Genomic DNA, 12,442 nt, shown 5'->3' with positions numbered 1-12,442 from the left:
TGACAATGGCGCTCGTTATGGAACACAAAAACACCACATTCGATATCCGCTCAATCATCAAATGAACGTAAAAGGTCATATTGATGTGATAACAGATAAAGCCATCGGAGGCGCTCATGTTGAGTATTTTTAAGCCGGCCGCACACACCGCCCGTGTGCCGAGCGATAAGGTAGACCCGCTCTACCGTAAGCTGCGCTGGCAAATTTTCCTGGGGATCTTCTTCGGTTACGCCGCTTACTATCTGGTGCGTAAGAACTTCACCCTGGCCATGCCTTACCTGATCGAACAAGGCTTCAGCCGCGGTGACCTCGGCTTCGCGCTGTCGGGCATCTCCATTGCCTACGGCTTCTCCAAATTCATCATGGGTTCGGTCTCCGACCGTTCCAACCCGCGGGTGTTCCTGCCTGCCGGCCTGATCCTGGCGGCGGCGGTGATGTTGTTCATGGGCTTCGTGCCGTGGGCCACCTCCAGCATCGCCATCATGTTCGTCCTGCTGTTCCTGTGCGGCTGGTTCCAGGGCATGGGTTGGCCGCCGTGCGGCCGCACCATGGTGCACTGGTGGTCGCAGAAAGAACGCGGCGGCATCGTTTCCATCTGGAACTGCGCCCACAACGTGGGTGGCGGCCTGCCGCCGCTGCTGTTCCTGCTGGGTATGGCCTGGTTCAACGACTGGCACGCGGCGCTGTACATGCCGGCCTTCGGCGCCATCCTGGTGGCCCTGATCGCCTTCGCCCTGATGCGCGACACCCCGCAATCCTGCGGCCTGCCGCCGATTGAAGAGTACAAAAACGACTATCCGGACGACTACAGCGAAAAAGACGAAGAAGAGCTGACCGCCAAGCAGATCTTCATGCAGTACATTCTGCCGAACAAGCTGCTGTGGTACATCGCGGTCGCCAACGTATTCGTCTATCTGCTGCGTTACGGCATTCTGGACTGGTCGCCGACCTACCTGAAAGAAGTGAAACACTTCGCGCTGGACAAGTCGTCCTGGGCCTACTTCCTGTATGAATACGCCGGTATCCCGGGCACCCTGCTGTGCGGCTGGATGTCGGACAAAGTGTTCAAAGGCAACCGCGGCGCCACCGGTGTGTTCTTCATGACGCTGGTGACCATCGCCACCGTGGTGTTCTGGATGAACCCGGCCGGTAACCCGACCGTGGACATGATCTGTATGCTGGTCATCGGCTTCCTGATCTACGGCCCGGTGATGCTGATCGGCCTGCACGCGCTGGAGCTGGCGCCGAAGAAAGCCGCCGGCACCGCCGCGGGCTTCACCGGCCTGTTCGGTTACCTGGGCGGCTCGGTTGCAGCCAGCGCCATCGTCGGTTACACCGTGGACTTCTTCGGTTGGGACGGCGGCTTCATGGTGATGATCGGCGGCGGCGTGCTGGCGGTTATCCTGCTGCTGCTGACCATGCTGAACGAAAAGAAACACCACGCGGAAATCGCCGCCAAGCGCGGTTAAGCGTCACACGACTTTTGCATGATTTAAAGGCCGCCCTGCGGCCTTTTTACTACCCTGCCCCCAACAACACGGAGAAAAACGGAATGCGGACTCAAGTCAAAGCCCTGCTGACAGGGATCATTCTCGCCACCTCGATGGTCAGCGCCGCACAGGCGGCGGACAAAGTGGTGATCGCCCACCGTGGCGCCAGCGGCTACCTGCCGGAACACACCCTGCCGGCGAAAGCGATGGCCTACGCCCAGGGCGCCGATTACCTCGAACAAGATCTGGTGATGACCAAGGACAACGAGCTGGTGGTGCTGCACGACCATTATCTCGATCGCGTCACCGACGTCGCCGAACGCTTCCCGGACCGCGCGCGCAAAGACGGCCGCTACTACGCCATCGACTTTACGCTGGCGGAGATCAAATCGCTGAAGTTCACCGAAGGCTTTGAAATCGAAAACGGCAAGAAGGTACAGGGTTATCCTGGCCGCTTCCCGATGGGCAAATCCGACTTCCGCGTACACACCTTCCAGGAAGAGATCGAGTTCGTGCAGGGTCTGAACCATTCGACCGGCAAAAACATCGGCATCTACCCTGAAATCAAGGCGCCGTGGTTCCACAAACAGGAAGGCAAAGACATCTCCAGCAAAGTGCTGGCGGTGCTCAAGCAGTACGGTTACACCGGCAAGAACGATAACGTCTACCTGCAGTGCTTCGACGCCAACGAGCTCAAACGCATCAAGAACGAGCTGGAGCCGAAGCTGGGCATGGATCTGAAGCTGGTGCAGCTGATCGCCTATAACGACTGGCAGGAAACCTACGAGCAGAAAGCCGACGGCAAGTGGGTAGAATACGACTACGACTGGATGTTCAAGCCGGGCGCGATGAAGAAAATCGCTCAGTATGCCGACGGCATCGGGCCGGACTACCACATGCTGGTGGTCGCGGATCAATCCAAGCCGGGCCACATCGTGCTGACCGACATGGTGAAAGAAGCGCATGCCAGCAAGCTGGCGGTGCACCCGTTCACCATCCGCGCCGATGCGCTGCCGAAGTACGTGACCGACGTGAACCAGCTGTATGACGTGATTTACAACCAGGCCGGCGTCGACGGCGTGTTCACCGACTTCCCGGACAAGGGCGTGCAGTTCCTGCAGAAGCAGGGCCAGCACAAGTAATGCCAAGGGCGCCGCAAGGCGCCCTTGAATTGCTGACAAAGGAGGAAAAAACGTGGTTTTTCCTCCTTTGTGGATATCAGTCGAAAATCAATAAATTGATTTTCCTTGTTTTTTAGATATTGCCCTCTGTCAGCTCGGCAACGTCATCCGGTTTATCATTGACTTTAAGGGCGCCGCAAGGCGCCCTTGTTATTTCAGAGAAACGGCCGGGTGATTTCAGAGGAACATCTTGCGCAGGTAGTGCGGCACCGCGTTATCGACGTTGGAGCCGATCACTTCCAGCTCCGGCAGCATATCCTTCAGGCGCTGATGCGCGTCGCGCATGATGCAGCCCTTACCGGCCATCGACAGCATCTCCAGATCGTTCATGCCGTCGCCGAAGGCGATGCACTCTTGCAGCGTATAGCCGATGATCTTGGCCACTTCTTCCAGCGCATGCCCTTTCGACACGCCGCCCGCCATCACTTCCAGGCAGGTCGGGAACGAGAAGCTGACGTTGACCCGATCGCCCCAGCGCGCGTTGATGGCGTCTTCCACCTGCAGCAGCCGCTCGTGATTTTCGCAGGTGAAGTAGACCTTACAGACGCCGTCGGTTTCCAGTAGGCCCGGCTCGAACAGCTGATATTTGAACACCGACTCCTGGAAGAACTCTTCCTGCTCAGGGCTTTCGCGGTTGATGAACCAGTCATCGTTGCGGTAGACGTTGGTGGTGATCTCCGGATCGTCGTGCAGCATGCCGTACAGATCGCGGGCGATATCCCCGTCCAGGTTATGGCTGAAGATCAACTCGCCGGCGGTGTTGTGCACCCGCGCGCCGTTGGAGGTGATCATAAAGGCGCTGATCTCCAGGCTGTCGCGGATCTGCGCCACGTCGATATGGTGACGGCCGGTGGCGAACACGAAATGTACGCCGCGCTGGGTCAGCAACTTCAGCGTTTCTTTGGCGTACGGCGACAGGGTATGGTCGGGAGACAGCAGCGTGCCATCTAAATCGGAAGCGACGACGTGATACATAGCGTTATGTTCTAACCTCTGATGGAGTTGTCGGCGGCAGCGCGCCGCCTAAGTGTTGAGCAAAGAAGCGCAGGATTGCGTTCAGTGCTTCGGCGCGCATCGCGTCCCGCTCGAACAGGATCTCGTGGCGTGCGCCGTTGATAACCCACGGGAGCCCCCCTTCGCAAGGGCGCCCCGCGTCTGACAGAGCCTGACAAAAAGCCTGATGCGAACGGTTGTCGACCACCCGTTCCTCACCGGCCTGCAAAAGCAACAGCGGCGTTGTTATCTCCCCGGCCTGAGCAATAATCTGCCGGCCGGCGCGGATGCTCTCCCGCACCCAATGGTAGGTCGGCCCGCCCACCTGCAGCTCGGGGTAATCGGCGTAATAGCGCAGGCTGCGCCGATAGCGCTCGCGGCTATGGGTCAACACGTTGACCACATAGGGCAACGGACGCCACTGGCCGGTGCCCACCGCGTAGTAGTCGCGGATCGCCGGGCGCGTCTCCACCCAGTCGAGGATGCGGTCGGCCAGCCAGCCCGGCATCGGCAACTGGATGCCGAACATCGGCGCGCAAAACGCCGCCGCGTCGAATGCCTGCGGCCGGCGCTGCAGGAACTGCGCCAGGATCGCGCCGCCCATCGAATGCGCCAGCGCTACGCGCTGCCGATAACCGCACGATTCGACCTCGCGCTGCCAAAGCTGCTCGAAATCGTCCACGTAGTCGGCGAAGTTTACCACATGACCGCGGTGCGTATCCGCCAGTAAACGGCCGGAGCGCCCCTGCCCGCGATGATCGACGATCACCACATCGTAACCGCAGTGGAACAGATCGTAGGCCACCTCGGGGTATTTCACGTAGCTTTCGATGCGGCCGGGGCTGACCACCACCACCCGCTGATGTCGTGCGGAGCGAAAACGCACAAAGCGGATCGGCACGCCGCCCACGCCGCTGAACTCGCCCTCTTCCCGTAGCCGCCAGAAGTCCAGCAGCGGCCCGGTGGCGAAGGCAGCGAACTGCGTTTCACGCGTTAACCAGTCATCGGAGCTGAGAGTGAACGAGGTCATCGAGAGCGTTTTCCCTGTGGGGCCGGCGGAAAATGTGACCGCTGGCACAAGAAATCATACTAGCGTATTGTGATTCAATTCTTACAAAAAACGGCGCCGCCTCGGCGCATTGTGGCACAAAACGACACTTTCAGGGAGCCGAGAACCATGACCTTGGACTGGTGGTTAACCTACCTGCTGACCACGCTTATCCTCAGCCTGTCCCCCGGCTCAGGCGCCATCAACACCATGAGCACCGGCATCAGCCACGGCTATCGCGGCGCCGCCGCGTCGATCGCCGGGCTGCAGGTCGGGCTGAGCGCGCACATCGTACTGGTGGGCATCGGCCTCGGCGCGCTGATTTCTCAATCGCTGCTGGCGTTCGAGCTGCTGAAATGGCTGGGCGCCGCCTACCTGGTGTGGCTCGGCATCCAGCAATGGCGCGCCGCCGGGGCGCTGGATCTGCATGCGCTGGCGGGCAGCATGCCGCGCCGCCGTCTGTTCCGCCGCGCGGTGCTGGTCAACCTGACCAACCCGAAAAGCATCGTGTTCCTCGCCGCGCTGTTCCCGCAGTTTATCTTGCCCAATCAGCCGCAGGCCGAGCAGTATCTGGTGCTCGGCGTCACTACCGTGGTGGTGGATATTCTGGTGATGATCGGTTACGCCACCCTGGCGACGCGCATCGCCGGCTGGCTGAGAACGCCGCGCCAGATGCAGCTGCTCAACCGGGTATTCGGTTCGCTGTTCATTTTGGTGGCGGGGCTGCTGGCGACCGCCCGCAAAGCCTGACAAAAAAGGCCGGGCATCGCTGCTCGGCCTTGGGCATGTCACTGCCGATCAGCGGGTAAAGATCAGGTGTAACCCGAAGCCGGTGAACAGCACGCCCGCCACCCCGTCGATCCACTTGGCCAACCGCTGGTAGCCGCGGCGCATCGCCGGCAGCGCGAACACCACCGCCACCAGGCTGAACCAGACGAAGGTCTCGGCGACGATCAGCAGGAACAGTCCCCAGCGCGCCCCGGCGCCGACGCTGTCGCCGACGAACAGCGAGAACACGCTGCCGAAATAGATCACCGCTTTCGGGTTGGACAGATTGGTCAGGAAGCCGCGAATAAAGCTGCGCCCGGCCTTCGGCAACGCCACCTGAGTCTCCGCCGCCGGCTGCGCTTGCTGCGCCCGCGCGGAACGCAGCAGCTGCCACCCCATCCAGCACAGGTAAATGCCGCCGCCGACCATGATGATCTGATGCAGCCAGGCCATTTTCTGCAGGATCAGGTGCAGCCCCATCAAGGCCACGCCGGCCCACACCACGATGCCGAGCGAAATGCCGACCACGCCCATCATCGCCTCGCGGCGCGAGCGGCTGGCGGCGGTTTGCGACACGAAAAAGAAGTCCGGCCCCGGGCTCATCAGCGCAATCAGATGTACCAGCGCCACGGTGAGAAACAGCATCAGCATGATTTATCGCCCTTAGTCTTCGTCATTGTCGAGATGGTCGCGGATCATCGCCATAAAGGGCGCGCCGAAACGCTCCAGTTTGCGCTGGCCGACGCCGTTGACGCTCAGCAGATCGCCGGCCTTGATCGGCATCTGTTCGGCCATTTCCAGCAGCGTGGCGTCGTTGAACACCACGTAAGGCGGAATGTTTTCTTCGTCGGCGATCGATTTGCGCAGTTTGCGCAGCTTGGCGAACAGCTTGCGATCGTAATTGCCGCCGTAGGATTTCTGGTTGGCGCTGCTGCGCGACTTCAGGCTCTGGATGCGCGGCACCGCCAGCTGCAGCGCCACCTCGCCGCGCAACACCGGACGCGCCGCCTCGGTCAATTGCAGCGCCGAGTGCATGGCGATGTTCTGGGTGATAAAGCCCAGGTGGATCAGCTGACGCAGCACGCTGGTCCAGTGTTCAGTGGTTTGATCGCGGCCGATGCCGTACACCGGCAGCTTATCGTGGCCGTATTCGCGAATGCGTTGGTTGTTGGAGCCGCGCAGCACTTCCACGATGTACCCGAGGCCGAAGCGCTGGCCGACGCGGTACACGCAGGACAGCGCCTTGCGCGCGTCCTCCAGCCCGTCGTAGCGCTTGGGCGGATCGAGGCAGATGTCGCAGTTGCCGCAGTTCTCGTGCTTGCCTTCGCCGAAGTAGTTGAGCAGCACCAGACGGCGGCAGGTTTGCGCCTCGGCGAACGCGCCCATGGCGTTCAGCTTGTGGCGCTCGATGTCCAACTGCTGCCCGGCAGGTTTTTCCTCCAGGCAGCGGCGCAGCCAGGCCATGTCGGCCGGATCGTACAGCAGGATGGCTTCGGCCGGCAGGCCGTCGCGCCCGGCGCGGCCGGTCTCCTGATAATAGGATTCGATATTGCGCGGGATGTCGAAATGCACCACGAAGCGCACGTTGGGTTTATTGATGCCCATGCCGAAGGCGACGGTAGCCACCACCACCTGCAAATCGTCACGCTGGAACGCTTCCTGCACCTGCGCGCGGCGATCGTTGTCCAGCCCGGCGTGGTAGGCGCCGACGCTCAGCCCGCGGCTTTGCAGACGCGCGGCGGTGTCTTCCACCTTGGCGCGGCTGTTGCAATAGATAATGCCGCTCTTGCCGCGCTGATCCTGCACGAAGCGCCACAGCTGATCGAGCGGTTTGAATTTTTCCACCAGCGTGTAGCGGATGTTCGGCCGGTCGAAGCTGCTGACCTGCACCAGCGGGTCCTGCAGCGCCAGCAGGCGCACGATATCGCCGCGGGTGGACTCGTCGGCGGTGGCGGTCAGCGCGATCACCGGCATCGACGGGAAGCGCTGTTTCAGCTGACCCAGCGCGCGATATTCCGGCCGGAAGTCATGGCCCCACTGCGAAATACAGTGCGCCTCATCCACCGCCAGCATCGCCGGCGGACAGTGATCGAGCAGGCTGAGGAAGCTTTCCATCATCAGCCGTTCCGGCGCGATGTACAGCATCTTGATGGTGCCGTTGCGGCAGCCGGCCATAACGTCCAGCTGCTCCTCGCGAGTTTGCGTCGAGTTATAGCAGGCGGCGGAAACGCCGTAGGCCAACAGTTGGTCGACCTGATCCTTCATCAGCGAGATCAGCGGGGAAACCACCAGGGTCAGGCCGTCCATCACCAGCGCCGGGATTTGGTAACACAACGACTTGCCGCCGCCGGTCGGCATCACCACCAGGCAATCCTGCCCGCCGATCGCGGCGTTGATAATCGTTTGTTGGCCCGGACGGAATTGCTGGTAGCCAAAGGTATCGCGCAATACCTGCTCGGCCAGCAATTCTCTGTTAATCACTGCTGCGGTTGACACACACTTCCCCATTTTTTAATCGGTACACACCCAGCGGGTATGATTACATAATATCGTTCAGCATGACACCAACGCCCACCCGTGTCTGCCGGAAGTTATAGTCGATCAGCGATTCGCCGTAGCCGCTGAACACCTGGGTATAGAAACGCACGTTGCGGGTGATCGGATAGCTCCAGCCCAGCTCCGCGCCGCCGTAGCCGCTGTTCCAGTTATAGTGGCTGTCGACGCTGAATACGCTGTCGCCCCAAGCGTAACCGACCTTCAGCCGGTAGTATCCCATGTATTTGGTGATGTCCGGGTTGTCGTCGTTGCTCGAGCTCTCCGAGAAGCGGAACCAGGGCTTGAGATCCACCTGCCAGTTGCCGTTTTGCGCCATCAGCCGCGCATAGCCGCGATTCCAGCTGCGCGACGTCGGATCCGAACGGCCGTTAGACTGATGGTTAACGCCGATTTCAACATCGCGCAGCGTCCAACCGGCAAAGCGGTAATCGGTCGCCCACCCTACGAACAGCTGCGGCTCGTAGTTGGTTTCGCGGAACGGCGAAGACTCGCCGCGGTTGGACAATTGCCACCAGGAGCGCTGAGTATAAGACGCGCCGAGCACCGAGTTGTCGCCGGCAATGCCCCGCCACAGCGGAAACGCCAGGCTAAGCTGGTATTTCACCTCGTCCTTGCGCGCCTTGTCGGCCCAGTTGTACGTCTTGATGGCCTCTTTGTTGATATCGCTGGTGTCGGTGTACAACAGGTAATTGGGATCGTAAGGATACAGCGTGAACGGATTATCGTGCTCCTGCAGCAGGTTGGCGATAATGCTGCCGCGCACCGCCGGCTTATCGTGAATCTGCTGCTCTTTGGCTTCCTCAGCCAATGCCAGCGCCGGCATCAGCAGCGTGGCGGAAACGATCCCTGACAAAATGCGCATAACCTCTCCTCACTCCAACGAAAAAGGGCAAGCCCAGAAAAAATCAGGCCATTTTACACACAAAGGAGGCTTTACCGCAGCGCAGGTCGGTTTTATTGGAATAGTCTGGAAAGCAACAAAGGTTAAGCATAAAATCAACATTCCATTAACCTGGACTGACCAGTTAGCTCCCTTAAAACGCAAAAGAAAAACGGAAACCCGCTATGTCGACCACACCACTGACCCTGGAAGCCGCCCGCCGCAAGATCGGCGAAATCTTTGTCTACCACATGCCATTCAACCGCGAGCTTGGCCTGGAGCTACGCCGCTTCGACGATGATTACGTCGAGCTGAGCTTCACCAACCAACGCAAGCTGGTGGGCAACGCGGCACAGGAAATTCTGCACGGTGGCGTGATCGCCGCGGTGCTTGACGTCGCCGCCGGATTGGCCTGCGCCGGCGGCGTGCTGACGCGCCTGGAGCCGCTGATCGAAGAGGAGATCGCCGCCAAGCTGTCGCGCATGGGGACCATCGATCTGCGCGTCGATTACCTGCGCCCTGGCCGCGGCGAGCACTTCGTCGCCTCCGCCAGCGTGCTGCGCAGCGGCAACAAGGTCGCCGTCGCGCGCGTAGAGCTGCATAACCACGACGGCCTGCATATCGCGAGCGCCACCGCCACCTATCTGGTCGGCTGATGATTGTGTGCGGTGAGCGTCTTCAGTACACTCACCGCATCTTACGTTCCCCACCCGAGTGACGTCATGGACGCAAAGCAAACGCGTCAGGGCATTTTCTTCGCCCTGGCCGCCTATTTTATGTGGGGCATCGCCCCGGCCTATTTCAAACTGATTCAGCAAGTGCCCGCCGATGAGATCCTCACCCACCGGATCATCTGGTCGTTTTTCTTCATGCTGGCGCTGATCTCGCTGGGCCGCAGCTGGCCGAAAGTGCGGGCCGCCTGTCAAAATCGCAAACGGCTGCTGCTGCTGGCGGTCACCGCGCTGTTGATCGGCGGCAACTGGCTGCTGTTCATCTGGGCGGTGAACAACCACCATATGCTCGAGGCCAGCCTGGGCTACTTCATCAACCCGCTGGTTAACGTGCTGTTGGGGATGCTGTTTCTCGGCGAACGCTTCCGCCGCATGCAGTGGGTGGCGGTGGCGCTGGCGTTCACCGGGGTGCTGGTACAGCTCTGGCAGTTCGGCTCGTTGCCGATCATCGGTCTGGGGCTGGCGTTCAGCTTCGCCTTCTACGGCCTGCTGCGCAAGAAAATCGCCATCGACGCCCAGACCGGCATGCTGATCGAAACGCTGTGGCTGCTGCCGGTGGCGGCGGCCTATCTGTTCCTGTTCGCCGACAGTCCCACCAGCCACCTGAGCGCCAACCCGTGGTCGCTGAACCTGCTGCTGGTCGCCGCCGGCATCGTCACCACCGTGCCGCTGCTGTGCTTCACCGCGGCGGCCACCCGGCTGCGCCTGTCGACGCTCGGTTTCTTCCAGTATCTCGGCCCGACGCTGATGTTCCTGCTGGCGGTCACCTTCTACGGCGAAACCGTCGGCCAGGACAAACTGGTGACCTTCGGCTTTATCTGGGCGGCGCTGATCCTGTTCACCCTCGACGCGCTCTATACCCAGCGCAAGCTGCGCTGAGCCCGGCGCCGCCGGGTTACAGCCAGTTCTTGCGCTTGAAGTACAGGTAAGGGGCCAGGCCGGCCAGGATCATCAAGGTGATGGCGCCCGGGTAGCCGAACGACCATTTCAGCTCCGGCATGAATTCGAAGTTCATGCCGTAGCTGGAGGCCACCAGCGTTGGCGGCAGGAACACCACCGACACCACCGAGAAGATCTTGATGATGCGGTTCTGCTCGATGTTGATGAAGCCCATCGCCGCCTGCATCAGGAAGTTCACTTTCTGGAACAGCGATTCGTTGTGCGGCAGCAGGGATTCGATGTCGCGCAGCACTTCACGCGCCTGCTCCAGTTGGCCGGTCGGCAGACGCGCCTTGCGCACCAGGAAGTTGAGCGCGCGCTGGGTATCCATCAGACACAAACGCACCTTCCAGCCGATATCTTCCAGCTCCGCCAGCGTCGACAGCGCGGCGTCGTATTCGTCGCCCTGATGCCCTTCCATGATCACCCGGCTGAGCTGTTCCAGATCGCTGTAGATGTTCTCTATCTCGTCCGCCAACTGCTCAATCTTGGTTTCGAACAGATCCAGCAGCAGTTCGTAGGCGTTGCCTTCGAGCATGGTCTGGTTGCGGGCGCGCATGCGGTACAGGCGAAACGCCGGCAGTTCACGCTCGCGCAGGGTATACAGGCGGCCGTCGCGGATGGTGAACGCCACCGTGGAGTTGCCGGCGTGATCTTCCGCATCTTCAAAGTAGAAGAAGGAGTGGATATGCAGACCGTCTTCGTCTTCGAAGAAACGGGCGGAGGCTTCGATGTCGTCCAGCTCGGGACGCGTCGCCAGGCTTTGTCCCAGCTCATTCTGCACGCGCTCACGCTCGCCCTCTTCCGGCTCGACCAGGTCAACCCACAGCGATGACGTGAGATCATCCGAGTCGTCCAGCTCCAGACGGGACAAGCGGCGGTTATCTAATTTAAAAGCGCTCAGCATGTGCCAAAACTCCGTGAAGGTAACGGGTGCGGACAACGCGTTGAAGCACAGAAACAGAGGGGATGCGTATCACCGATTTGTTTCAGACCATGAAGAGATCTGACTCATAGCGACGCTTTGCGGGGTCGCCGACAACCACGAAGGCTATCAGCAAAAACGGAGAGCCTTAGAAGTTATACCTGCGGCGCAGGTCAGTGAGCCAGTATCTACTGGGTGTGTCCAAGGCGTCTGTCCTCAATGATAATAGTGCGCGCATGTTACGCCGAGAGGAAAAAGCCTGTCAACACGTTAGGCGGGATAATTGCGCAACAAATCATCACGATGATCAATGGTAAAAATGGCGCTTAAACCGTGCTGAAAAAGTCGCGGCGATCGCTTACCGCCACCAAGAATGTTGTTAAGATGACATCACCCTAATGGTACGACAAGCATGCGGATTTAAATGATGAAACAGATTACCGCCCATGAACTGACCGCGATGAGCGAACAGGCCGCCAGCGTGGCCCGCCTGCGCGCGCACCGCACTTTACACGAAGAGTTGAGCGACCCGGTGCAACGCCTGGCGATCGCCATGGAACCCGGCACCTATATCCGCCCGCACCGTCACCCGCAAACCTGGGAATTGCTGACGCCGCTGCGCGGCCGTTTTGTCGTGTTGCAGTTCAACGATGACGGCGTCGTCACGCAGCGCACCCTGCTCGGCGAAGAAACCAAAGTGCTGGAGATGCCGGCATTTACCTGGCATGCGGTGCTGTCGGTCGATGCCGGCGGCGTGGTATTCGAAGTGAAGCAGGGCCCGTATCAGGCACTGACCGAAGAGGACTGCATGCAATGGGCGCCGCAGGAAGGCGGCGAAGGCACCGAAGCGGTGATGCGCTGGTATGCCACCGCGCAGGTCGGCGATCGCTACCCTCACTGATAATGAACGATTGCAGGGGCGTGCCCCTGC

Annotated in this window: 12 protein-coding genes; 6 read left to right on the top strand and 6 right to left on the bottom strand. The window is 60.5% G+C overall.

Annotation, left to right across the window (positions count from 1 at the left end; genetic code table 11):
- Positions 1–116 precede the first annotated feature (116 nt).
- Positions 117–1,469: a glycerol-3-phosphate transporter gene (gene glpT / locus ACUXAC_RS22680; RefSeq protein ID WP_047729425.1), complete on the top strand. Its 1,353-nt coding sequence runs from the start codon at positions 117–119 to the stop codon at positions 1,467–1,469.
- An 83-nt stretch (positions 1,470–1,552) separates the two neighbouring features.
- Complete coding sequence (gene glpQ, locus ACUXAC_RS22675; protein WP_015376272.1) at positions 1,553–2,632, top strand: glycerophosphodiester phosphodiesterase; 1,080 nt, start codon at positions 1,553–1,555, stop codon at positions 2,630–2,632.
- 216 nt (positions 2,633–2,848) lie between these two features.
- Here the strand turns inward: glpQ and yigL are convergent, their stop codons facing one another.
- Both yigL and pldB read right to left on the bottom strand, forming a co-directional pair.
- Entirely contained in the window at positions 2,849–3,646 is a 798-nt protein-coding gene (yigL, locus tag ACUXAC_RS22670) for a sugar/pyridoxal phosphate phosphatase YigL (RefSeq protein WP_387444045.1), read from the bottom strand.
- Between the two features lie 4 nt (positions 3,647–3,650).
- Positions 3,651–4,694 carry a lysophospholipase L2 gene (gene pldB, locus ACUXAC_RS22665; protein ID WP_387444042.1) on the bottom strand — a complete coding sequence of 348 codons (1,044 nt, stop codon included), beginning with the start codon at positions 4,692–4,694 and terminating at the stop codon, positions 3,651–3,653.
- Between the two features lie 147 nt (positions 4,695–4,841).
- Here pldB and rhtB point away from each other — a divergent pair, with 147 nt between their 5' ends.
- The gene (gene rhtB, locus ACUXAC_RS22660) at positions 4,842–5,462 is read left to right on the top strand and encodes a homoserine/homoserine lactone efflux protein (RefSeq protein WP_025304879.1); all 621 of its coding nucleotides are present in this window, start codon (positions 4,842–4,844) and stop codon (positions 5,460–5,462) included.
- Positions 5,463–5,510: 48 nt separating this feature from the next.
- Here rhtB and rhtC read toward each other — a convergent pair whose 3' ends face one another.
- From rhtC to pldA, 3 genes are read right to left on the bottom strand one after another with little or no spacing between them, the layout of a single operon-like run.
- On the bottom strand, positions 5,511–6,131 hold the full coding sequence (rhtC, locus tag ACUXAC_RS22655; RefSeq protein WP_142109126.1) for a threonine export protein RhtC: 621 nt from the start codon (positions 6,129–6,131) through the stop codon (positions 5,511–5,513).
- Between the two features lie 12 nt (positions 6,132–6,143).
- A complete protein-coding gene (recQ, locus tag ACUXAC_RS22650) occupies positions 6,144–7,976 on the bottom strand; it encodes an ATP-dependent DNA helicase RecQ (protein ID WP_149571822.1) in 1,833 nt (610 codons plus the stop codon).
- 43 nt (positions 7,977–8,019) lie between these two features.
- Positions 8,020–8,898: a phospholipase A gene (gene pldA, locus ACUXAC_RS22645; RefSeq protein WP_004934270.1), complete on the bottom strand. Its 879-nt coding sequence runs from the start codon at positions 8,896–8,898 to the stop codon at positions 8,020–8,022.
- A gap of 203 nt (positions 8,899–9,101) precedes the next feature.
- Here pldA and ACUXAC_RS22640 point away from each other — a divergent pair, with 203 nt between their 5' ends.
- Positions 9,102–9,572: a thioesterase family protein gene (locus ACUXAC_RS22640; RefSeq protein WP_033649641.1), complete on the top strand. Its 471-nt coding sequence runs from the start codon at positions 9,102–9,104 to the stop codon at positions 9,570–9,572.
- Positions 9,573–9,638: 66 nt separating this feature from the next.
- A complete protein-coding gene (gene rarD, locus ACUXAC_RS22635; protein ID WP_060424204.1) occupies positions 9,639–10,526 on the top strand; it encodes an EamA family transporter RarD in 888 nt (295 codons plus the stop codon).
- A gap of 16 nt (positions 10,527–10,542) precedes the next feature.
- Here the strand turns inward: rarD and corA are convergent, their stop codons facing one another.
- A complete protein-coding gene (gene corA, locus ACUXAC_RS22630) occupies positions 10,543–11,493 on the bottom strand; it encodes a magnesium/cobalt transporter CorA (RefSeq protein WP_004934262.1) in 951 nt (316 codons plus the stop codon).
- Between the two features lie 445 nt (positions 11,494–11,938).
- Between corA and ACUXAC_RS22625 the strand changes: the two genes are divergently transcribed.
- Positions 11,939–12,412, top strand: coding sequence for a WbuC family cupin fold metalloprotein (locus ACUXAC_RS22625; RefSeq protein WP_025160392.1), 474 nt, complete (start codon positions 11,939–11,941; stop codon positions 12,410–12,412).
- The last annotated feature ends 30 nt before the right edge of the window (positions 12,413–12,442 follow it).

Source organism: Serratia sp. 121840015-1 (genome assembly GCF_053627655.1).
Note: the sequence above shows the minus strand (reverse complement) of the source record. Positions and strands in the feature narration are given on the sequence as shown.